The 23,045-nt window shown below is 55.4% G+C and carries 21 protein-coding genes and 1 tRNA gene; 8 read left to right on the forward strand and 14 right to left on the reverse strand.

Annotated features, from left to right (window positions below; translation table 11 throughout):
• Positions 1 to 71: 71 nt before the first annotated feature.
• From ACQE3D_RS17235 to ACQE3D_RS17255, 5 genes are all read right to left on the reverse strand, one after another.
• Complete coding sequence (locus ACQE3D_RS17235) at positions 72 to 833, reverse strand: UPF0149 family protein (RefSeq protein WP_313729623.1); 762 nt, start codon at positions 831 to 833, stop codon at positions 72 to 74.
• A gap of 299 nt (positions 834 to 1,132) precedes the next feature.
• Positions 1,133 to 1,372: a hypothetical protein gene (locus tag ACQE3D_RS17240; protein WP_083385589.1), complete on the reverse strand. Its 240-nt coding sequence runs from the start codon at positions 1,370 to 1,372 to the stop codon at positions 1,133 to 1,135.
• A gap of 578 nt (positions 1,373 to 1,950) precedes the next feature.
• Complete coding sequence (locus tag ACQE3D_RS17245; RefSeq protein WP_313729622.1) at positions 1,951 to 2,241, reverse strand: hypothetical protein; 291 nt, start codon at positions 2,239 to 2,241, stop codon at positions 1,951 to 1,953.
• 227 nt (positions 2,242 to 2,468) lie between these two features.
• Positions 2,469 to 3,815 (reverse strand): hypothetical protein, encoded by a 1,347-nt coding sequence (locus ACQE3D_RS17250; RefSeq protein ID WP_064026196.1) that lies wholly within the window; start codon positions 3,813 to 3,815, stop codon positions 2,469 to 2,471.
• Between the two features lie 141 nt (positions 3,816 to 3,956).
• Positions 3,957 to 4,526 carry a methyltransferase family protein gene (locus ACQE3D_RS17255; RefSeq protein ID WP_064026194.1) on the reverse strand — a complete coding sequence of 190 codons (570 nt, stop codon included), beginning with the start codon at positions 4,524 to 4,526 and terminating at the stop codon, positions 3,957 to 3,959.
• An 82-nt stretch (positions 4,527 to 4,608) separates the two neighbouring features.
• On the opposite strand from ACQE3D_RS17255, the gene ACQE3D_RS17260 reads away from it, so the two are divergent.
• On the forward strand, positions 4,609 to 5,370 hold the full coding sequence (locus ACQE3D_RS17260; RefSeq protein WP_083385588.1) for an ABC transporter ATP-binding protein: 762 nt from the start codon (positions 4,609 to 4,611) through the stop codon (positions 5,368 to 5,370).
• 2 nt (positions 5,371 to 5,372) lie between these two features.
• Complete coding sequence (locus ACQE3D_RS17265; protein WP_313730260.1) at positions 5,373 to 7,778, forward strand: FtsX-like permease family protein; 2,406 nt, start codon at positions 5,373 to 5,375, stop codon at positions 7,776 to 7,778.
• A 16-nt stretch (positions 7,779 to 7,794) separates the two neighbouring features.
• Here the strand turns inward: ACQE3D_RS17265 and ACQE3D_RS17270 are convergent, their stop codons facing one another.
• Positions 7,795 to 9,693 (reverse strand): HAMP domain-containing methyl-accepting chemotaxis protein, encoded by a 1,899-nt coding sequence (locus tag ACQE3D_RS17270; RefSeq protein WP_313729621.1) that lies wholly within the window; start codon positions 9,691 to 9,693, stop codon positions 7,795 to 7,797.
• A gap of 388 nt (positions 9,694 to 10,081) precedes the next feature.
• On the opposite strand from ACQE3D_RS17270, the gene gloB reads away from it, so the two are divergent.
• The 6 genes from gloB (at position 10,082) to ACQE3D_RS17300 (ending at position 14,899) form a co-directional block, all read left to right on the forward strand.
• Complete coding sequence (gene gloB, locus ACQE3D_RS17275) at positions 10,082 to 10,849, forward strand: hydroxyacylglutathione hydrolase (protein WP_313729620.1); 768 nt, start codon at positions 10,082 to 10,084, stop codon at positions 10,847 to 10,849.
• Between the two features lie 114 nt (positions 10,850 to 10,963).
• On the forward strand, positions 10,964 to 11,827 hold the full coding sequence (locus ACQE3D_RS17280) for a glycosyltransferase family 2 protein (protein ID WP_281021041.1): 864 nt from the start codon (positions 10,964 to 10,966) through the stop codon (positions 11,825 to 11,827).
• Between the two features lie 192 nt (positions 11,828 to 12,019).
• Positions 12,020 to 12,595 carry a chemotaxis protein CheD gene (locus tag ACQE3D_RS17285; RefSeq protein ID WP_064031016.1) on the forward strand — a complete coding sequence of 192 codons (576 nt, stop codon included), beginning with the start codon at positions 12,020 to 12,022 and terminating at the stop codon, positions 12,593 to 12,595.
• Positions 12,596 to 12,846: 251 nt separating this feature from the next.
• The gene (locus tag ACQE3D_RS17290; protein ID WP_313729619.1) at positions 12,847 to 13,137 is read left to right on the forward strand and encodes a hypothetical protein; all 291 of its coding nucleotides are present in this window, start codon (positions 12,847 to 12,849) and stop codon (positions 13,135 to 13,137) included.
• 418 nt (positions 13,138 to 13,555) lie between these two features.
• Complete coding sequence (locus tag ACQE3D_RS17295) at positions 13,556 to 14,392, forward strand: hypothetical protein (RefSeq protein WP_168032422.1); 837 nt, start codon at positions 13,556 to 13,558, stop codon at positions 14,390 to 14,392.
• 431 nt (positions 14,393 to 14,823) lie between these two features.
• Positions 14,824 to 14,899, forward strand: a tRNA-Lys gene (locus tag ACQE3D_RS17300).
• Between the two features lie 100 nt (positions 14,900 to 14,999).
• Here the strand turns inward: ACQE3D_RS17300 and ACQE3D_RS17305 are convergent.
• The 8 genes from ACQE3D_RS17305 to ACQE3D_RS17340 all read right to left on the reverse strand — a co-directional run bounded on the left by ACQE3D_RS17305 (position 15,000) and on the right by ACQE3D_RS17340 (position 22,970).
• On the reverse strand, positions 15,000 to 16,121 hold the full coding sequence (locus tag ACQE3D_RS17305) for a tyrosine-type recombinase/integrase (protein ID WP_171694394.1): 1,122 nt from the start codon (positions 16,119 to 16,121) through the stop codon (positions 15,000 to 15,002).
• Positions 16,122 to 16,400: 279 nt separating this feature from the next.
• Positions 16,401 to 16,877: a FlhC family transcriptional regulator gene (locus ACQE3D_RS17310; protein WP_171694395.1), complete on the reverse strand. Its 477-nt coding sequence runs from the start codon at positions 16,875 to 16,877 to the stop codon at positions 16,401 to 16,403.
• Positions 16,878 to 16,890: 13 nt separating this feature from the next.
• Positions 16,891 to 17,478: an STAS-like domain-containing protein gene (locus tag ACQE3D_RS17315; protein WP_171694396.1), complete on the reverse strand. Its 588-nt coding sequence runs from the start codon at positions 17,476 to 17,478 to the stop codon at positions 16,891 to 16,893.
• 20 nt (positions 17,479 to 17,498) lie between these two features.
• Complete coding sequence (locus tag ACQE3D_RS17320; protein WP_427551019.1) at positions 17,499 to 18,125, reverse strand: FlhC family transcriptional regulator; 627 nt, start codon at positions 18,123 to 18,125, stop codon at positions 17,499 to 17,501.
• Positions 18,126 to 18,407: a flagellar transcriptional regulator FlhD gene (locus ACQE3D_RS17325; protein WP_427551021.1), complete on the reverse strand. Its 282-nt coding sequence runs from the start codon at positions 18,405 to 18,407 to the stop codon at positions 18,126 to 18,128. It abuts the gene before it with no gap.
• 325 nt (positions 18,408 to 18,732) lie between these two features.
• Positions 18,733 to 19,206 carry a RadC family protein gene (gene radC, locus ACQE3D_RS17330; RefSeq protein WP_427551023.1) on the reverse strand — a complete coding sequence of 158 codons (474 nt, stop codon included), beginning with the start codon at positions 19,204 to 19,206 and terminating at the stop codon, positions 18,733 to 18,735.
• Between the two features lie 272 nt (positions 19,207 to 19,478).
• Positions 19,479 to 21,074: a hypothetical protein gene (locus ACQE3D_RS17335; protein ID WP_427551025.1), complete on the reverse strand. Its 1,596-nt coding sequence runs from the start codon at positions 21,072 to 21,074 to the stop codon at positions 19,479 to 19,481.
• 132 nt (positions 21,075 to 21,206) lie between these two features.
• Positions 21,207 to 22,970: a DUF4942 domain-containing protein gene (locus ACQE3D_RS17340; protein ID WP_427551026.1), complete on the reverse strand. Its 1,764-nt coding sequence runs from the start codon at positions 22,968 to 22,970 to the stop codon at positions 21,207 to 21,209.
• Positions 22,971 to 23,045 lie beyond the last annotated feature (75 nt).

Consider the following 23,045-nt stretch of genomic DNA (forward strand, 5'->3'; position numbering starts at 1 on the left):
GAATTTGCATCCGCCCGCCGACTTCGCTCGAAGCTTTCCCCGCAACGATAGCCATCACGGCTTAGCATTGCTCAGCTCGAGGCCCTAGCACTCTGATGTGCTTGCAGGCGCTTCGACATCGTTGCCGCGAATATCCGCAAACATTGATACGCTTCGGGTAACGTCGGCAACACGGCAGCAAGAATCCGTTCGTCGCTGGCGCCTCCTTCAATATTACTGCCGATCCGCGACTTCAGTTGTTCCAAATTATCCAAATAACTAAGGTCTTCGGTCACCAATGCGGTAATAATATTAATACTTCCCTTGACCAGATCGTAACACTGCCCGGTTTCCTTGGCGATAATACCGCTTTGCCAGAAAGACCAGCGCAAGTTAATGCCCCTCAAAAATCCATAACACCAATGCCAAATATCAGCCATCGTCTCTTCGTCAATCTCGGAAAAATCGTACGGAAACTCTAGTTTATCGGCCAGCATCGACTTATTTGCCGACTTAACCACGGCGACTACCGCTTTTTTCAAGCGCTTAACTTGTCTTCCGTTTAAATCGGGTCTATCCCCCAAAAACAACTCCGCCATCCACTCGGATGGATCGATTATGCACGGCGTGATAGTCAGCGCATAAAAAAAACCGGTTAATCCGGCTTTGTTCAAATGCAATTCCGGAAGAACGCATTCATTTAAAGAGAATACTAGCGTGTTTAATGCTTTATTATCGATCATAGCCTTAAATTTACTTGAGATCCCAAGAGGATATTGCTCAAAACTAGCGGTCTTGAAAGGACTTTCGTCCCTGAAAATGAAGGTAGCTGGAGCGGCTTTAGCCGAGATCAAGGCGTTCCTGACCTAGATATATCGGTGATTTTCCTAACGACTTTCATAGTAAAAGACAGCATTGTTAAAATGACTCGCCACGATTGCCAAAAAACCTGGATATGGTTTGTTTGACTTGCAACAGTAAAATCAATAAAACGTCCAAATCCGGATAAATCGGACCAACGACAGGCTCACAAATTTCACCGTCTCTTGAATAACCTCGATTTGCTCTATTAACTAAACAGGCGATGCTTTCGCCAGCCAATCCGTGGACAAAACGACTGTTTACCGCCGGCATCTATCGTTCGCCCTAGTCGTTAATTTGCCGGGATAAACTCGGTCGATGAAAATATCACAATCGGACGAAAGTTCGCGGCAGGGTAGCGGGGATCAAACTCGCCCTGATTGGCGGAAACTTCAGTTGTTTGCGCTTGTTGATCGCTCTCGTTGCCATCGGCGCTGTATATCAGCTTGGGCTGAAAGTAAGCCGCCGGATAGCTTTCAGAATGCACTGAAAAACTAAAGCCCAGCAGTACCAAACCTATCGCAAACCTCATCAGAAACCTCGCCATCGTTAATCCAAGAAACCCAAAACCGACATATTACGCCGGAGAATCAGCGCTTAAACGGCGTCAATCAGCCTAGCGTCACGGCCCGCCCGATCCGAACGCCGAGTAGAAACGCGCCGCCGTGCGGCCAAAGCGCCAGTACCCAATAACGCCGCCATACCAAAGCAGGAAAAATGCCAGATCCCGCCAGCACCTATAGCATTGATTTTTATATTTTTTTAAAAATAGAACAATCCAAGCCCGCAATCCATCCGTTTATTTTTTATGCACCTGTTAATTTTATAAACAATGATTTGTACAGTTTGCACGATGCCTTTGGCAGACCCATCTCGAATCCGCCGTGCGCCATACGCAACTGTCACCTTGGCGCTGTCGCAGCGACTCGAGGTTGGACACACGGAAGGCTCCCGAGTCAAATGAATCAACGCAAGACGAATTTGGACTGCGACAGGAGTGAATTTCGGTTCGGGAAGAATTCGAGCGCAAATTGACCAGACACCGACTTCGCCTCACACCGAACGACGATGATCCGATGGAATTTACGGCACGAGCGGCCGCGCCGCCTGCTAAAACGACGTGAACGGCGATTTGATTCGCGAGAACGTAAGCCGCGAACCGGAAACCAATCCACCCGGCACACCGTTCGCCCCGTCGATCGCCAACGCGTAAGCATGCGGGTCCCAGCGGACAGTTCTGTTGGGGAAAATATCGAGGCCGATCTCGGCGCGCTGAACAGCCGGGACGCTGACAACCTTAAATTGCCGCAAAATCTCACGCTGGGCGGATCCGAGTCCGGCGCGTCCGACGGCGCTCGTGTTATTGGCGGAGGGGGAATAGCGACGTTTGCCGGCAATCACCGGAAGACTCGTCGCCAAGCGGTTTAGTTGACGTCCAATGATTTGGCTGCGCCGCCTTGGATTTGACGATCGCGGCGGCCCGAAGTCCGCCCGACGGCAGGTTGCATACAACGGAAGCCAGCGACGCATACCCTCCAACAAGGCGTGTCCGCCAGCCCAATTGGCTGGCGGAGCGGCGTCTAAGGCCGATCCCAAGCTAATCGGCCGAGCCGGAGGATGGGGCTTATTCAGCCCTTTTTGCCGAATTTTCCGAACAATCCGCGCAATTGGCCCTTGGCCTTTTCGGCGGCCTGCATCGCGTCGGCGGTGACGGCTTCGAGTTGTTCGATCAACGGTTCCGCTTCGTCATCGTCGGCATTCGCTTCGCTTTTGCCCTTGCCGAGCAAGCCCTTGAACTTGGACATCGCGCCGCCAGCGGCCGGTTTTTCGGCGGGCTTATCCGCCGCGAGAGTCGGCGCGATTGGTTCCGGTGCCGGTTCCGCGCTCGGGGCCGGTGTCGGTTCGGCTTCAGCTACCGCGGGCTTCGGTGTCGAACCGCCGAATTTTTCGTCCAGCTTGGCGAATTTCTGCATCGTGCTGCCGAACAGCTTTTTCAAGCCACCGCCGGCCGGCTCGGCTGGTTTGCCAGAAGCCGGTTCGACGGCGATCGGACGCGGCGGCTCCACCGGTTTGGCGACGACAATCGGTTCGGGTGCGCTGATCTCGACGGGCTCCGGTGCCGGGATCGGTGCGACCGGACTGGCGACCACCGCCGGCTTTTCAGGCTCCACGGCCGCTCTAACACTATCGCCGATACGCTCGCTAACCGGCGCGGGGGTTTCCGATTTTACGGCCGTCACCGGAGCCGGAGCCGGCGCGGGTACCACCTTGACCGCAGTGGCGGTGGCTAGCTTCGCTTCCAGCTCGGCGACGCGCGCGGCGTCGATCCGCTGTTGTTGCGCTTGACGTTGCTGTTCGGCCAAGGCCGCTTCCAGTTCGCCGATTTGTTGAGTTTGCGACTCGACGCGCGCCCGCAATGCGCCGAGCAAGGCTTCCTTCTCGCCCACCTTGGCCGCCTCGTCCTCGCGGGCCTGTTCCGCGTCGGCCTTGGCTTGACGCTCGGCGGCCAGTACGCCGTTCAATTGCTCGGTAATTTGCCGATGCTGATCCCAAACCTCCTCGGGGTTGCCGCCGTCGCCGCCGGGTACCGGCAATCCAAAGTTCGCCGCCAGCGCCTTGTTGACGTCGGCGAGCCTTTGGTTGGCTTTAAGCATTTGCTGCTCCAACGCGTCGATTAATTGTGCCCGATTGGCGATTTCGGCATTGGCGGCGGAGACTTGCTCGCCGCTCTCGGTCAATTGCTGCTGTAAGCCTTCGATTTGCAGTTTAGCTTCGGCCAGTTCGGATTGCAGTTGTTGCAACGCGGCGGCCAGCCGGCGAAAACGGCCGTTCAGAAAACCGATTCGGATGCTGTAAAAAATCGCGGTCAACAGCCAGACCGCGACGATCAGCGTGATCGCGTATTCCTGATTGGCCAGCGTCAACCGGTACCAGTCGGCGGCGATGGATTCGAGCATCGGCAAATAATCTTGCATAAAATATCCCGGTAGTTGTCGTTATTATTAAAAGGCGGGAAGACCGCGATGACTTCCGAATCCGATCGGGCCGGTTCGGAACCGGCGCAGTATATCAGTTTGTCGCGGTACCGACGCGGAGCGCCCGTCCGGTGGCGGCCTTCAATATAGCCAAGGCAACAGGCGCCAGCGCACCGCGCAATAGTCGGCGTGAGCCGCGCCGAATTCGGCCGCCAACATCGCTTCCTCGATCGCGATTCGGCCGCGCACGGCCAGGCCGATCGGCAGGGTTGCCGCCAATATGGCCAGACCATCGCCCATCGCCAAGCCGGCTCCGGCCAGCGCCAGCAGTAAACCGGTATAGGCGGGATGGCGCAGCCAGCGGTAGGGCCCGTCGACGATCAACTCGTGACGGGGCTGTATCGTGACGTCGGTGGTAAAAAATCGGCCTAGACGCTGGACCGCCAGATAGCGCAAGCTCAGACCGGCCGCGAAAATCGTCAGCGCCAGCGCCTGCCTGGGCAAATAAGCCACCGGCAGCGGCCACCACCATAGTTGTTTGGCGTACAGCGCCGCAATCAGACCGGCCGCGCCGGCCAGCCACAGGCGGCGTTGCGAATCGCGTTCGGCGGCGACACCATCGGTTCGGCCGCGCGCGGCCTGGGCCAAGCAAATTTCCGCCGCCAGCCAAGCCAACGCCAAAACCAACCATAGCAAGCGTACCGCCAACATATTTTCTCTCCAGAGACTCTCGAAAACCGGCGCGCGCCCGAAAGCCGCGCGTCGTGTACCATACCCTAATTTGACGGCCGCCATGCAACCCATCATCCGACTTCGCCAGGTTTACAAAGATTATCCGCAGGCCGGCGGCTTGCAGACGGTGTTGCACGGCATCGACCTGGACATCGCCGCCGGAGAATTCGTCGCGATCGTCGGCCCGTCCGGCAACGGCAAATCGACGTTGCTGAATCTGTTGACCGGCATCGATCATCCCAATCGCGGCGAGATTTTCGTCAACGGCGCGGCGCTACACCACCTGAGTAACGCAAAGCTCACCGCCTGGCGCGGCGCCAATGTCGGCATCGTGTTTCAATTTTTCCAATTGTTGCCGGCTTTAAATTTGTGGCAAAACGTAGTGCTGCCGATGGATTTTCTCGGCAAGCTAGACAAACGCCGGCGCCGGGAGCGGGCCATGTCTCTATTGGAGCGAGTGGGTCTGGCCGATGCCGCCGACCGCCTGCCCAGCCAGGTTTCCGGCGGCCAACAACAGCGGGCCGCGATCGCCCGCGCGCTGGCCAACGACCCACCGTTGATCGTCGCCGACGAACCGACCGGCAATCTGGACATGGCCACCGCCGATGCGGTGTTCGAACTGTTCGCCCATCTCAACGACCAGGGCAAGACGCTAGTGATGGTCACCCACAACGAAGCGCTGGCCGACGCCGCCAGCCGTAAGTTGGAAATTCGCGGCGGCCGCATCCATGCCGACGTGACTTGGCACGCGGCCGAGCGGAACGGATCGGGCTTGGAAGCACCGGACGATCCAGCAGCGGACCGCGGAGCCGAAAGCGCTTGAACGTGTTGCGTTACAAGATCCTGGCCGACTGGCGTGCCGCCAAGGCGCGCAGTCTGTTGGCCGTCGTCAATATCGCGATCGGCATTTTTTGCGTCGGAACGCTGTTCGGGATGGTCGCATTGCTGCTCGACCGCATGGACGCCGCTCATCGACGCTCGCAGCCCTCGCATATCAACCTGATTCTGCGCGGCACGGCCGAGCCCGAACTGCTAAGCCGCTTACGCGCCGTTCCCGGCGTGGCGGGTATCGACACGCTGACACCGCTGTCGGTGCGCTACCGCCAAACCGGCAGCGGCGAATGGCAAAACGCGACCTTAATCGTTCGCCCGGATTACGCCGCCCAGCAATTCGACCTGACCACGCTGGAAAGCGGATCTTGGCCAGGCTCAGGCCAAGTCGCCGTCGAAAATCTGTCCCAGCAAGCAACCGGCTTGACGACCGGCGCGATGCTGGAGTTCGACACCGCTAACGGCCCGACCGGTTTTCGGATCAGCGGCGTCGTCCGCCATCCTTTCGTCAAACCGCCCAAATTCGGCGGTCAGATACATTTTTTCGCCGACCGTTCCAGCGCCGCGTCGTTCGGCGTAGCGGACGGCTATTTCCGGCAGTTGCTGGTGCGCATCGTACCGCCGTACGACGCCGAAACCGCCCGAGGCGTCGCCGCCCAACTCCGAAACTTGCTGGCCGAGCGGCATCTGCCGGTCAGCGTCACGTTGCTGCAAGACCCGGAAAAGCATTGGGGCCGTCCCTTTGTCGCCGGTATCAACTCGGTATTGCAAGCGATGGCCCTGGCGTCCCTGGCCTTGGCCAGCCTGTTGATTTTGAATACGGTATCGGCCCAGATTACCCAACAAACCGACCAGATCGGCGTCATCAAGGCGCTGGGCGGCGGCGGCGCGACCGTGGCCGGGTTATATCTCAGCGAAGTTGCTTTGCTGGCGGTGGCCGCGACTTGCATGGCGATTCCGCCGGCGCTGTTCGGCGCCGATTGGGCCGCTCGCAAGTTGCTGGCCTTGTTCAACATCGCCGGCGGCGCGTTCTCGGTCGCACCCGACGCACTGGCTTGGATGATCGGCGGCGGTCTGATTGCCCCGCTACTGGCGGCGTTGCCGCCGGTGTGGCGCGGCGCGGCGATGACGGTACGGACGGCATTGGCCAGTTACGGCTTGGGTGGCGACTTCGGCGGGAACCGCTTCGACGCCTGGATCGAAAAACTCGGCGCGCGATGGTTGCCGACGCTGTATGCGGCGGCGCTGGGCAATTTATTCCGCCGCAAGGCCCGATTGCTATTAACCCAAGGCGTGTTGATCGTGGCCGGGATCATGTTTTTGGTATCGACCAGCCTGATCGCCTCCGTGAACCTGACGCTGGACAACGAAATGGCGCGTAGCCGTTACGCGGTTAAATTGGGTTTCAGCGTCGACCAGCCCGCGGCTAAGGTCGCCGAATTGGCCAAGTCTCTGCCGGCCACCCGCGATCTGGCGGTTTGGCAACGACTACCGGCGGAAATCAGCCATCACGGGCAAACCTTGCGGCAAACCGGCAGTCTGGGCTTGCAGATGCTGGCGGTACCGGCGGCGTCCACTCTTTACCGGCCGCTGATCGAAGCCGGCCGCTGGTTAGCGGAAGACGCCGGCGAGCGGGAATTAGTCATCAGTGCCGACACCGCCGCGCTGAACGGTCTAAAACCCGGCGACAGCGTGGACGTTAAGCTGGGCGGCCGCCATGATTCCTGGCGAATCGTCGGGGTCTACCGCTGGCTGGCCGGCAACAATCCGGCGGTCGAACCGGTTTACGCGCCACTGGCGACCGCCCGCGAACTGGCCGGGACCGGCGAACTCGCTTCGTTTGCGCTACTGGATGCCGACATCGCCGACGCGGCCGGCGAAGACAACTATTTGCGCCGACTCAAGGACCGCTATGACAGTGCCGGCCTGACCTTGGACGTCTACAGCACCGAAGCCAAGCTGGCACAACGCCGCTATGCCCGCAACCAGTTCAATTCGGTATTGGGGACCTTGGCGGGATTGGCGGCGATGGTCGCGGCCATCGGCGGCATCGGCCTGTCCGGCACGCTGACGATCGCCGTGTTGCAACGCACTCGCGAAATCGGCGTGATGCGCGCCATCGGCGCGCCGACGCCGGCGGTGTTTCGGCTGTTTGCGATGGAAGGTTTGTTGCACGGCGGCTTGGCGTGGCTAATCAGCGTGCCGCTGGCCTGTTGGCTTGCCCAACCGATCGCCGAACGCTTGGGCACCGTCATGCTCGGCATTCGGCTGGATTACCGCTTCGACTATACCGCAGCGTTCTATTGGTTGGTATTGGTACTGGCAATCGCCGCGATCGCCGCCTACTGGCCGGCGAAATCCGCCGCCAAATTGACGATACGCGATTGCCTTGCGCATTGACGCGCTTGGACGCCGGCTAATAGCGCACGAATTGCCCTTCGTTCGGTAAAAAATCGGCTTCGAAGCGATCGCGCGCCGGCTTGGTTTTCGGCGGCCGTTCCGTAGCGAACTGGCGGGGGCTCGGCGGCTCTTCGTCCGCCAGCCGGAAGAAACTCATCAGATTTTGTAATTGCTCGGCCTGTCCGCTCATTTGTTCGGCGGTCGCCGCTAATTCCTCGCTGGACGCGGCGTTTTGCTGGGTCACCCGGTTCACTTGATTCATCGCCTGGTTGATTTGCCCGACGCCGACCGCTTGCTCGTGCGAAGCCGCCGCGATTTCCTGCACCAAGGCCGAAGTCTTGCCGATGGTGGGGATAATCGAATCGATCATCCGCCCGGCCAATTCGGCGTCTTGCACGGTTTGTTCGGCCAACTTGCCGATTTCCTGGGCAGCAGTCTGGCTGCGTTCCGCCAATTTACGCACCTCGGCCGCCACCACCGCAAACCCCTTTCCTTGATTTCCGGCCCTGGCGGCCTCGATCGCCGCGTTCAAGGCCAGCATATTGGTTTGATAGGCGATGTCGTCGATGATGCCGATCCGGGTCGCGATTTCCTTCATCGCCTCCACGGTTTGCTTGACCGCCGCGCCGCCCTCGACCGCCTCCTGGGCGGACTTGCCGGCCATCGCGTCGGTGACGGCGGCGTTCTCGGCATTCTGGTTAATACTGGCCGCCATTTGCTCGACGCTGGCACTGGTCTGCTCGACCCCGGCGGCCTGCTCGCTGGCCGACTGGGCCAAGACTTGCGACGTGGCGCTGACTTGCTCGGCGGCGTCGCTCAATTGGTCGGCCGCGACCGAAACCTCGTTAATCGTTTCCGACAAACGGATTACCGTTGCGTTGGCGGCCAATCGCAATTCCTGCAATTGGCCTTGATAATCTTCGTCGATCCGCCGGCTCAGATCGCCTTGCTCGACACAGGTCAACAGCTCGCGCACCCGGTCCAACGGACCAACTACCGCGTCCAACGTGGCATTGACGCCTTCGATGATGCGCCGGTATTCGCCGCTATGCGCGTTGGCGTCGGCCCGCACCGCTAGTCGCCCCTCGACGCCGGCGGCGGCCAAGGTCATCGCATCGGCCGCCATGCGCCGTAAATTGACGACAACCATTCGCAAATTGGCGGCAATGCTCAAGGTGTCGCCGGGCACGACCGGCACGTCTTGGCTTAAATCGCCGGCCGAAACCGCTTGCGCCAGTTCCGCCGCCGCGCTGGGTTCCATGCCGATCTGGGCCTTGATCGAACGGCCGACTTTCAGTGAAAACCAAACGCAAACCACCAAACCGGCCAGCAACATCACTGCGGTCAGATTGCGAACCGTCGCGTAATTGGCCTCGGCCAGATCGTTTTGCTGCTTGGCGACCCGCAATTGCAAATCGACCAGCGCGGATATTTTTTCGGAAATCGGGTCTATGGCCGGATACAGGCGTTGCACGGTAAACGCCGCCAGCGCGTTGCGGTCTTCGCGCTGCAAGATGGTCAGCAAATCGGCGAGTTCCCGGTTGGCGTTGGCAAATAGCGGTTCGATCTGCTTGATCAAATCACGCTCTTCATCCACCAGAGACGTCGACGTATAAGCCCGCCAAGCCTTTTCGACGACGGCGCCGGACTCCTCGATGTTCTTGCGAGCCTCTGCCCAACCGATGTTGCCGTTGCGGGCCTTGTGCGCGGTATCGACGATATTAACGGCATAGCGGTCGGCGATGGTCTTCAAGCTTTGTAGCGGGACGACCCTGTCGTTGTAGACGCTACTCAAGACCGCGTTGACTTCGGCCAGATTGCGAATGCCGAAAATGCACAACAGGACGGCCAATAGGGCCATGATGCCCGGCGGCAACAACAGCCGGGTATTCAGTTTCAACTCCGACAACGGCATACGCATCTCCAATAGTTCCGGTCAAATCAACCATCATGCCGTCTAACCGTGCAGCTATTCGGCGTGAACGAAGAGTTTAAAACCGACGACGGAACTGAAAGTCCTATGTAAGCCTGGACTTACAAAAGGTTTGCGCAAGTTCGAATAACCTGGGCCTTACCGAATCCGCCACCCGCAACGCAGTCATAATACTAGCCGATTTGAAGCTTTTGTCAGCAACATCGCCGAGCCTCGCCAGGCATTCAGTGCCGGATTTCGCGAGCGGCGACGGCACGAATCCAGCCAACGGCGCCGGACAAGTCGGCATGACCAGGCGTTGATGACCTATACGGCGGCGCTCCCCGGTAGTGGTAAAATCCGTTATCCCGTCTTTTTTGGAATCGCCGCGATGCTGGAAATTTTGCTGCTGCCCGCCCTGACCGACAATTACATTTACTTGCTGCACGATCCCGCCGACGGCGCGACCGCCGCGGTCGACCCCGCCGAACCCGAACCTGTCGAAGCCGCCTTGCAAGCACGAGGTTGGCGTCTAAATTACATTTTCAATACCCACCACCACGGCGATCATGTCGGCGCCAATCTGAGCTTAAAACGCTCTAGCGGATGCCGTATCGTCGGCGCCGCGGTTGACCGGACCCGCATCCCCGGTCTGGACCTTGCCGTCGAAGACGGCACGACCTTTACCCTCGGGCGCGAGCAAGTACAGGTCATCGCCACGCCTGGCCATACCAGCGGCCACATTGCCTTTTATTGTCCGGACAGTTCGGCGCTGTTTTGCGGCGACACCTTGTTTTCGCTGGGTTGCGGGCGTTTGTTCGAAGGTAGCGCCGAGCAGCTTTGGCAATCGCTGCAACGATTCAAAACGCTGCCGCCGGAGACGCGGATTTACTGCGCCCACGAATATACCGAAGCCAATGCCCGTTTCGCGGTGGAAGTCGATTTCGACAACCCGGCCCTGCGCCGGCGCCAGACCGAAGTCATCGCGCTCAGACAAGCCGGACAACCGACCCTGCCCAGCACGATGGCGCAAGAACTGGCCACCAATCCCTTTCTGCGCGAGCAGGATCCGGCGATTCAACGACACTTGGGCCTGACCGGCCGGCCGGCGCCCGCAGTGTTCGCCGAACTGCGCGGCCTGAAAGACCGGTTTCGCTAAGCGCCGACGATGTTAGCCCGCGCGAATTTCTGCTAGACTCGCCGTCGATTCGCAGCGTACCCCACCGCGCCGCCACCGCCCAAACCCGCCGTTTTTTACCCACCCGCGCCCAACATGACCGCCCAACCATTGCTCAGCATCGTATTGCCCGCCAAAAACGAAGCCGAAAACCTGCCGACCTTCTTGCCGAAATTGAAGGCGCTGTATCCCGACGCCGAAATTCTGCTGATCGACGACGGCTCCGACGACGATACGGCCCAAGTCGCCCGAGCGGCCGGCGCCAAGGTCGTCTCCCACCCCTACGGCATGGGCAACGGCGCCGCGATCAAAACCGGCGCCCGCCATGCTCGCGGCGACATTCTGGTATTCATGGACGCGGACGGCCAGCACGATCCCGCCGACATTCCGATGGTGTTGGCCAAACTGGCGGAAGGCTACGATATGGTGGTCGGCGCCCGCTTGTCGAGCAGCCACGCCTCCTGGTTTCGCCGCACCGCCAACCGCTTTTACAACAAACTGGCGTCGCTGATGACCGGCCATAAAATCGACGACTTGACCTCGGGATTTCGCGCGGTCAGGGCCGACAAATTCCGCAAATTCCTGTACCTGCTACCCAACGGCTTTTCCTATCCGACCACCAGCACGATGGCCTTCTTCCGCTCCGGCTTCCCGGTCGCCTACGTCTCGATACACGCCGGCAGCCGGATGGGCAAGAGTCACATTCGCCTGCTCCACGATGGCTTGCGATTTTTCATCATCATCCTGCGCATCGGCGTGTTGTTTTCGCCGATGCGTTTGTTTCTGCCGATCAGCGGCTCGATCTTCGGCGTCGGCGTAGCCTATTACGCCTATACCTACCTCACCGAAAATCGCTTCACCAACATGAGCGCGGTGTTGTTTCTGTCGGCACTGTTGATCTTTATGATCGGCATCGTCTCCGAGCAAATTTCGTCCCTGCACTACAAAAACATCGAATGAACCGCGCCGGAACTTGGTCCAGGCGCCGGCCAAGCCGAACGCGCCAATCGGCTCAAGCCCGGCGGCGGCGCGAGATTGAGCCAGCCTAATACTTTGGTACTACGTTGGCTGGCTCGATTTATGTTAGAAATTAATCGACACTCGACAGTCTAATCGACCGAGCTACCGACTGACTTCTACCCCGATCCGACCATGTATATACAAAACCGCTCCGAAACCTACTTCGACCCCTACTGGCGTACCGCCGCCAGCAAAATCATTCCCGGCGAATATTGCGTCGCCCAAGCCGGCGCGGTCATCGTGACGGTGTTGGGCTCTTGCGTTACCGCTTGCATCCGCGACCGCGTCAAAGGTATCGGCGGCATGAACCACTTCATGGTAGCCAATCTGAACGAAGACCAACCGGTCGGCGAACGCCTGACAAATCTGGCCAGCGAGGCGATGGACAAATTTATTCAGCACCTGCTCGACATCGGTGCGGAAGCGCACCAGTTGGAAGCGAAAGTGTTCGGCGGCGGCAACGTGCTAAACCGCCTGAGCCGTAACAATGTCGGCGCCCGCAGCGCAGACTTTCTCCGCGACTACTTGGACGAACGCAATATCCCGATCGTCGCCTCCGACACCTTGGACATTTATCCGCGCAAAGTGTATTTCTTCCCCGCCTCGGGCAAAGTCCTGGTCAAAAAACTGACCGACGTCAAAAACGAAACCATCCTGATCAGAGAACAGGAATACAGTAATCGCCTGCTCGCGGGCGCTCTGATTTGATTCGCGGGGGGCCGACCGGGCTCGCGATAACACGGCAATGCCGTGACGGTTACCGCCTAACCCGGCCTAGCGGCGAACCCCAGCTCTTTTATCCCGCCGATTCAAGTACTCGAAGGTTAACGCGATTTTTTTCGCAACCGGCAATCCCCCTTTCCGCAGGGCATACCGGCATCGTCGCCTGCGGCGAGATCGGAAAACCAACACCATGCGCGCGGTGCCGCTAAGCTAATCGTATTTGCCAGGAAACCGCCATGCGAAACTTGAATCTCGCCGTGCTCGTGCTATTCGCCACCGCGACCTTCACCGCCCAAGCCACCCCACCCGCCAGCCGCACCCTTGCTCTGGAGGACATCAGTCTCGAACGCATCGAAATTCAAGGCCAAATCCAGACTTGGAAACTTAACAAAGTGTGTATCGACCAGCAGGCTTATCTATTGCTGCTCAGGGGCCTCACCGAGCAGGTCGGCATCTCGCCGTCGTTCAAAAACGGCAAGCCGGAACAGTGTCGGCAAACCCTCAACGACAGCCCAATCGACGAATAACCGCGATCGAGCTACCGGACTCGGCATCGAGAATGCGTTAGCGGCTTCGCGATCCGCAAAGAAACCACGTCACCCCAGAACGGTTTTCCGAACGAAGAAGCCGTTCCGGCTATCGGTCCGAGACCCGACATTAAGCCCATCACGCGATTTAAATGCCACGCCCAGGATTAAGCAACACCGCGCGTGCTCGCAAACCGGGCTCTCCGGTTAAATACAATAGAGTAATCGATCAAAGCCGAAAGCACCTCAAGCTTGCTCGTTGGCAACCGCCGGATGTGATAAATCGAACTATTCTCGACCCAAGCTTTCAGCTAGATTGTACGTGCAGTTGTTGAGTAATCAACCTGTTCCGCCGCCGACTGCGGTTAGCGGCAATCTTCCGAGCCTTACTTCTTCCAAGCCTTAATAAGGGGGCCATATGATCGCTAAATCCCGATATCTTCTCTACCTGTCCGTGGGATTATTCCTGAACAACACCAGCTATGCCGCACGGTTAACCGAACCGGGCATTAGCGTGTCCGGCAGCGGCACGCACTGGTTTAAGGTTTGTTCGACGTGTCCGGACGACGGTTCCAGCGCGTCCGATTCAAAGGGCGGAAATGGTTATCCAACGGCGACGACCGAATTCAACGACATTTATTCTTGGTTTGCCGAAGGCTCCTTAACCGGGGCGCAATCCTTACCCATCCTGAAGGCTTACGCTAAAACGGACGTCCCCAATACCATCGGCTATGTCTCCGCGACCGCCACCGCTCAGGGCCTGCAAGCCTACCACTACGCCGGAACCGAGTCCCAAACCTACACCATCACGTTCTCGGTCAGTGGCTTGCTTAGCGGCGATACCACCGAATCCATCACCGCCGGCATGAACGTCTGGGGGGGAATTTTCGACCCTTACGCAGAACTTCCCGGCTCAATGCTTGGCGGAGACTTCGTCAACGCGCACGCCGATCCCCTGGTTAACAGTACCGCGTTGAACGAAAGCCGAGCTATCAGTTTCGATCTGGTGCCCGGTCAAGACTTCTTCATCACCAGCTATATCACCGCCAGTGCGTTTTGGGCGGACGGCAGCGATATCGCCGGCACCGCGGACGCGGCGCATAGTATGACAGCGCAATTCACGGCAGGCGATTCAACGATGCTGAATACCCTGACAACCAGCGTTCCGTTACCGCCTTCGGCTTGGCTTTTGCTCAGCGGCATCGCATTCCTCACCTTTTCACCGAACAAAAATCGCAAAGACTCGAAAATCTAGGCCGTCTAGGGCTAACGCCGGTAAACCCCGGCCATACCGGGTTTTACCGGCGTTAATAAAAATGAATCATGAAAAACCCAGTGCCGCGCCCCATGATTCAGCCAATTCGCTGGTCACAAAGCCATTTCTACCCTCGGCTAACCTCCAGCCACACGTGGCGTCGAGCATTTTTGCCTAGCCGACCAATGGCGATTCGACCCCACCAGCCGGAGCGACTCACTCCAATCCGACGATTTCCGGACGTCACACTCCGTAACAAGAAATTGAGAGGATTGGCTTAACAACGTCTCAGTCAGGGCCTACGCCGCCTATTCGAATGCGTTTTTTGGACGATTCAGGGACAAGCTTTACTCGCAAGTGTACCGTTTCCAAGGTTTCACAGTAAAAGCTTGCAAAGAAAAAAAAAACCGATATAATGATCGAATTGATTGGGGTCGTTAGCTCAGCCGGTAGAGCACCGCACTTTTAATGCGATGGTCGTGCGTTCGAATCGCACACGACCCACCATCAAACGCTATATAAATCAACCAGTTAGCTTTCGCGGGCAGCTGGTTTTTTTATGCTCAAAATTTCCTTGCGTGACTTTTGCGTGACCTGGGATTTTATCCTAGCCAGTTTTTGCTCTTTTCAGCACGGTAAGCGAAACACCACTTCCCATGTCGCAAATACTGTTTACCGCATCAATCAATTCTTTCAGCTCAGCCGAAGAATAGTGCGTGGTAACATCCCCCGTCGTATGATGCAAAAGTACTTTACGTGTTTCAAATGAAACCCCTGCGGCTCTTAATCGTCTTCCAAAAGTGTGCTTCAAGTTATGAGGCCCCTTATTGAAAGAACCATTGCAAGGCAGACTTGCATTTTTCCAGGCATTTTTCCATGCCGTGGTGTGCATACGTTCCAAACGTTTTTCTTTATAAGGAAAAACATACCTCGAATTAAGTCCTCGCTGCCCATCCACGACCGACTGGGCGATACGGTTTAAAACCACGATTTGATCTTCCTTATTTTTTTCGCCCGGCCAAATACCATCGTCATAAGCAACCGGTTTGCCGGGTGTTATGAAAATCGATGTATTTAGAGCTGGAACCTTAACTTCCCAATCCCATCTCAGCCAGCAAACACCCTGTTCTCGCAGACCTGTGTTTACTTTAAAGAGCGCCATCTTGTGAAGATAATCAGGCATCAGCTTGAAAAATCGCCTCTGTTCTTCCCAGGTCAATGGATAAGGTTCGGCAGAATCTTCCCAGTCCGGTAGTTGTAACAGAGGCGGCGTATCAATCCAGGGTAGATTATTTTCATCCCTCCAAACTCGCGCTGAAAGCGTGAGAATTCGCCTAACAACAGCCAAATCTCGTGCAACTGTTCCGCTTTTTATCCCCTGCGCCTTTCTAGTTTCGATGTAGGGTTGAAGCGTACCCATATGCACTTTACTGATGTCCATATCGCCAATGAATGCATCCAACTGCTTAAGGCAATCTGCATCCCGATCCAAACTGCGCTTGGTTGATTCATTGAGGAATTTCGTCGCCGCCATTCGAAAAGTCCTGACAGGCCTTACGCCGTAGACGGAGGCTTGCCGGATTTCTTCAATTTTGCGGGCGAGATACTCTTCCGCTTTGCCAAGGTCGCTTTCTCCAGTGCTTTCGCAAAGGCGTCGACCTCGGACTTGTTTGTCGATGTGCCAGCAATCGCCACGTTTGACGAGTCCCGGTGTTTTTTTGCGTCCCATGATGAACCTCCATCAGGTTGATCAAGACGCCCGTTGCGGGCGATATAGTCGTCTGCCCAGGCGTCCAAGTCAAGCCTATCAAATGCAATACCCTGCTTGCCGATTGGTATTTCGGCAAGCAGGGGACGCACAAGGTTATTAAATCGATTTCTGTCCATGCCTAAATAAAATGCCGCATCTCTTAACCTTATGAGCCTCGGCAATAATTTAGAGATTTTTGGAACTGATTTGCCCATAAACCAGATACTTAAAAAATGCTCGCCATATGCATGTTGGGAGTTATTTGGCTTTTATAAGCTCTTTACAGACGCCACACCGCTCAATATGATTCGGGCGGGCGCGCAGCAAATTCCAGCAATTACAAACAGGACATCGCGTCAGTTCAATCGTATTGGCTTTAAGCTCTTCAACAATCACACCGGTTTCGGAAAAACCAAGTTGGCTGATCGGGTGTATTTTTTTGAACGCATCAAAAGCATTGATGACTTTGTAAATTTCCACCTGTTCAACAACTAACTCAGCATGCCTATAACAAACTGCAAAGGCTGTCGCCTCCTTGTATTGCTTGTTAGTTCGCGTGAGCGCGTGGATCGATTGCTTGTTATCACCGGATCGCGCAGAAATCCCATGATATTCACGATAAGCTTTTCGCAGCCATTTGATTGAAAGGGTTGTTTCTTGATGAATCATGGTAATACGGGCCTTGCGCTTGATGAGTTCAAGGGCCAGTGTTTGTTGCTTGTAGTTATCTAACATGACCAACCCCCCTTTACGCTGCCGTGAAAGCCAACAACAAATCCACCAGATCATGGCGCCGCTGTCCAAATCCCTGAATAAATTGCGAAGTAAAGCGTGGCGCAAAACATAAGCAGCCAGATCGAGCCAGTGTTTGCATCTCGTCCATGGACAAATTCGCAATTGCCAGACGCAATTTTTCATCGGCAACCCCCATGATCAACAGCGCTTGTAGGGCATTCTCTCGGGCGAGTGCCCGCACCTTTACCAGCCAAGCCAAATTCAGATCGTAGAGCTCTTGATCAACCACGTCCTGTTGCCGGCTCATCAATCGCTCAATAAATTCATCCACATGGGTCAAATCATCTTGCATGATGGCTTCAACAGCAGAAGTCATATTGACCACCCGCAACTTGCTTTTTAGGAAGTCAGCCCCGAATTCGTTTAGTAGTGTGAAGATAGCTTCCTGAAAAAATCCTGTGGCGATGGATTCGACCGCTTCAAAATCCAGCGTCAGGCATTCGTTGCGTAAAAAACATTCTTGCGCCCGTTGCACCAACTGCTTGCCATGGCAGGCTTGGGGTGTTTTCAGTTTGGTGAGGTGTTTGATTACGACATACATAACAGTCTCCTTGTCGGTTGTTAAGATGTCGATAACCGTGAATCTGAGGCTGAGGTGCGTTGACAGCCAAGACAAGCCGCCTTGTGGCGACGTATGTTTTTTTCAGCCCAAACCTCACATATTGGGCAGCGTTGATAAAATTTCGGCAATGTATTCAGCACGATATGACGGGACTGACAGGTTGCACACAGCACAAGTCGACTTTCACGACTATTAACCTGCTGAATAAGATGCCAGGCACGGTTGATACCCAAGAAATTACCCTGGTCACTGCTAACGTCTAATCTATCGTAATTAAAAACACGCCCAACAGTCTCACGGTACAATCCATAGGCCGTCATGAATCGGGTGGCGTGGATAAGGTTCTGACTGACGAGTTCGGCGATGTCAGCAAAAATACTCAGAAAAATCGAAGCATGCAGTGCATTCATCGATGATCGCGCAATCCAATAGGAATCGTAAGGCAACATGCCAGATTTAGAGGGGCCGTGATGGACTTCCTTGTACAGGCGGATCGCCACTTTTCGACCAATGCCGCACAGATGCTGAACAACTGGCGGCCTAGCGCCTAATCGAATGAGTTTGTTGGCCATGGAAAGGGTTTCCAAAAACTCAGGCAACGCAGTTTCGCTGGGTAACCGGTACATTTAGGCATCCTCCCCGTTGTTATGAGTGGGCAATAACAATGCGCTATGCAGGGAAAGCGCTATATGCTGTGGCGTCTTTAGGGGTAATAAGCGAATCATTGCCCGACTGTTACTCGCCAATTCCCGAATCTTTTCCAGTGTCAGTGTTTCCATGATACTGAGTTGTTTCTGATTCAAACCAAAACGCCAAGCGGCTTCCAGCGCATTGCTGCGGACAGCCTCGCGGGCCAGCATCAGATATTCAAAATTGAGTCGGGATAAATCCTCTTCCAGTGTCGACATTAGCGTTATCTCTGCGTCAAGTGGTTGCTTTAGGCGATATGCTAGGGGGATCAATTGGAAAAAGCTCACACGGAAAGTGGTCTGTTTTGGGGTACCTTCCTCGCAAGGCTTTGCGGGGCGTTGGCTGGAAGACGGGGGAAAAACGGGATAAAACGCAAGGCGTTAGCAATATTTGTGAAATATTTCACAAATATTGTCTCGTGATGGAGAAATGCGCCACCGTCTCAAGGACGGGGCGCTGTTGTCAGATTTTTTTAGATAGCCTATTGGGCAGAGACCCACGTTCTGTGACGTGTAGACCTGCCTTGATTGCCTATGCGCAAGCTCACAACAAGCTATGTTCAGCGAATGAATACACGGTTTCGCCGACGATGAAGTGATCAAGTACGCGAACGTCAATCAAGGCCAAGGCTTCTTTAAGTTTTGCTGTAATCACGCGATCGGCCTGACTGGGATCGCTGATCCCCGACGGGTGGTTATGCGCCATGATCAGAGCCGCGGCATTGTAGTGCAGTGCAGTTTTGACGACTTCGCGTGGATACACGCTTGCGCCATCAATCGTACCCCGGAATAATTCATCGCAAGCGATGACCCGATGTTGATTGTCCAAGAACAGGCACACAAATACTTCGTGCTCGTATGGCGCCAATTTCAATTTGATACAGTCCTTCGCCTTGTCCGGACTGGTCAAGGCTTCCCCTCGACTGAACGTGCGGTTGTAGATCTGAATGGCCTCTAAAATGACATCCTGTTCATCGGCCATACGGTAACGATTATTGGTTCCTCGAATGTATAACATGGGCTTTCTCCCGTAATCTTAAAATGTGGAGAAAGCCGTCCCCTTCCGGGGTGGACTTTCTCCGGAAGGGTTATCAAAAATGTGCAAAGCCTCGTCAGCGATGTCTTCCGACGTTGACCGTCGGCAGAACACATTTTGCTAAAGAGGCTTAAGCTGAGGCCATGATTGCGTCAGTGTTTTGGGTTAATGCTTGTTACGTGGTCGTTGGCCAGAAAACCAGCCAAAAGCCACGCGCTAACACAGCCGCAGCCATCGGCCCGATTGGGTTTAGACTACATTTCCGCAACGGTGACGACATCGCCATCATTGCCGAGCACGATTTGAAAGGTCCTGGAAAACAGCGCCGGACAACTGCCAAATGTCGGCAGCAGTCGTTGCAATGCGTCCGCAGGCTTATCTGCCGTATTGGCCACCACGAAGTTATGAAAATCCCATTCATCGGCTTCCTTGGCGGATTCCATGAAGGTATCCCATTCGTCGTAGTAGGACGATGCCTGGCAAACCACCAACCCGGATGACTCCCGATTAGGTACGATGAAGCCGTCCTGATCCTCGTCATAGACGGCATCGTGATCGATGTCGACAGACTCGCCATTCAGGGTTAACCGGTACTGCTCACAGAATACCGCCTGACCACTCACCCATTGCCCTGCAAAAAACGCGCGGTGCGTTTCGTTGACGATGTCCAAGGTGATGGCCGGTGCATTCAAATCGACCAGGTACGAAAATAGCCAATGCTTGGCATCCAACCCCGGCCGAAATACCCGATAATCGCGGTGCCAAGCGAACATCCAGCGTAGCGCACCGACCTCATCGAGATCATCCAGATCGGCCACTTTGACAAGGCCGTTTTCCACATCGCTTCGACTGACCGGTTGTGAAACCGCTGTCAAATTCACATTGTTGCAACCTTCCTTGATCGGATAGTCCTGAATAATCGCCAATACCTGTTGGGGCAATAACGGTACGTCATTCAGTAAATCCAGGCAGCGGTAAGTTTTCAAGGTGTCGTAGCCAAGGACAAATTTCTCAGCAGACAGTTCGCGTTTGATCGCTTCCAGTCGTTGTCTGGCTTCCCGTAGCAGAACGTGCTTAACCTCAGCAATCACCTGCGCTTCATCGATCAACTTATCCCGATCCGGCAGCCGCGCGAAAAACCGGCTTGAATCCAAGTGGATGACATGACCCGGATCGCGTTCGTGATGACTGTGATAGACCGGCAAGCCTTGCAGATACAGATGAAAATACTCCGATTGCTGCAACCAGTCTTCGCCCTGGGATAAGCCATACACATACAGATCACCCAGTTCGGTCTCGATGAACGGTAATGTTGAGTTAACCGCTCGCGGCCTATCCAGGCTGGCACCGTTAAAGCGTACTTCAATCGGAAACCCCCGCGCCAAGCGACGCAACTCGGATTCAATCCGATCTACTTCCGGTTTGAACTGGGTCAACGTCAAACGCGTGATGCCTTGCCAGTCAACTGGCTCGATCGCAATCGGTTGGAAGGCCAATAGCTCAGCCGTATCCACCGAAAAGCGACCGCCCTTGCTGTCGACGCTGATGGCTTCGCACGAAAACAGCGCTGATAAAAAGCCAATCCCAAACGCATGTTCGCGATCAATCAACTCTATATCCCAGCCGGACTCGGCTACGGTCAGTAACGTTTCCAAACAGGCGATGCCGCAGCCATCGTCACACACCGTCAAGGTTCGAGTGTCTTCAGCATACTCGAAGCTGACGAAGGTAGCGCCGGCGCGGCGGGCATTTTGCATCAGCTCTCCCAGTACCGTGGTGGACTGGGTAAAGCTGAAACGCAGGTTGTTGATCAGTTTCTCGGGGTTGACCGATAATTGTGTGGTGTTCATGTGAGTTCCTCGAATAAAAAAGCCCCGAGGAAACGACACAGTCCAACCCCGACGGAGAGAACGGATCATCTCCCCGAGGCGGGTAGTACTGGCTAGGCCAGTGGTTAAGTTAAAGACCTGTATAACACCGGATTACGATGCCAAAGCTAGGTCTGTAGTCGATGGTAAAGACCCCGTCCATTCCAGCAAGCTGGATTGTTCGTTTTCCAATACCGCATCGGGATCGATGCCATGATTCGCCAATACAGTGTTCATTGCTCCGGTGAGCATGGCATTGCCACGCTCCCGTTCCGACTCGCCGCCGTATTTGACTGCCCAAAAGGGATCAAAGTGGACATGCCGGCCATCCCGTTTACCGTGTTTATTGACTTCGGTACGGAAGGCTTTATCAAGTTTTTCCGCTTGGTCGAACTGCTGCCAAAAACCGTTTCCTGCTTTGGTCTCCGCCGGCGGTAGCCAACGGCGATGATTGCCAACCAGACGATTCATCCGATCAATTAGCGTTTTGTTGGTTGGAAAGAAATGAATCGTGCCCACGCCGGGATAGTAGCGAACATCAAAATAGCTGCCGCTCATCCGTTGCCCAGAACGCAGGGCATGGAAGTGATTTCGGAAAACCGATTCCAGCCCTATAGCCGCTTCATACTTACCATCCAGCATCGCAAACACTTTGTCAAAATCCGCCAGCATCCGTTGGGATTCCCACGGTAAATCGTTTTGATACGATTCGGTGGCATGACCAGGAAGGACAAAGCGGGTGGTTTTGATCCGCATGCCTAACGTGCGATGTTTATCGTTCGACTTCCAGCCCATATAGAAGACGGTATTGTCACTATGGTAGCGGGTGATCAAATCGAATATGTCGCACGCCATGCTCAGCTGAATATCCCCTTGCTGATCGATGATGCCTTGCAGAAAGCCGTAGATATTCGGCACGGTAAATTCCAAGGACTTCACTGTTTCGAAATCTGACTCCAGACGTTTTTGCGCCGCCGATGACAAGCGCGAAGTGACCTGCGTGGATCGCAAAATACCGGACCAAGCACGATCTTTTAGATCGCTGTAATCGGTATACAGCTGAGTTTTTACCCAATCCAGCGTGGTGCCAGAGGATTTGACTGCCGCATCGCCATTCAATTCACCGAGCGTTTGTCCTAGCATCTTACGATAGCGCATGGCACGGGCCTCGCTAAACACCGATTGCCGGGCCGCTTCGACGGCGGCATTGAACATCAGCACCGCATTGTCGATATAGGCATTGGCTAACGCCAGTTCATGCATAGGCTGGCAATCGCCCGCCAAATCCTCGGCGCTCACTTGGTCGCGACGTAAGTCGTCGAGGATGTTGCCTAACAGCGCCTCTTCAAAGGTTGAGGTTTTCTTCAACCAGACCAGGGCGATGTCCACATCCGTTTTGCGCTCGGCATCCTGGCTGGCAAACATGTCCGATAAGTATTCCACTTCGCCAAACTGTTCAACCAATCGAAGCAAATGCTTTCGTTCCTTGGAAAACGGGTTTTTCAAGGTTTCAGCATTGAGAATAGCCACGATCTCACCGTCGAACAAAATCTCCCACGCCTTCAGCACATGCTGTACGCCGTCGGCAAACGGGGGATTCATCAACACATGGGAATACAGACTGCCACTTTTGAACTGCATAAAATCCATACCCACTACCGAAAACCCAAGCGAACGCAAGATCGGGTGTTTACTGATATCGATTTCAATGCAATCGACTGGAATTTGCTGCCAGCGGTTATAAGGCCTGGGTTTTAATAAATGACCTTCCCCGGCAGAGGGTTCCAATACACGCACAAAATTCTTGTTCTTGAAGGTTTCCCAAGCCTTGATACTTAACGCTTCCGGCGTTGGGTAATATTGAAGATTGTCTATCATGGTGATCTCCGATAAGACCCCTGACGACCGATGTATCCCTGGCGGGATAAAATCATCCCGCAGGGGTAGTGTGAA

The sequence above is a fragment of the Methylomonas sp. MS20 genome (assembly GCF_050275925.1).
Lineage (GTDB): Bacteria > Pseudomonadota > Gammaproteobacteria > Methylococcales > Methylomonadaceae > Methylomonas > Methylomonas koyamae_A.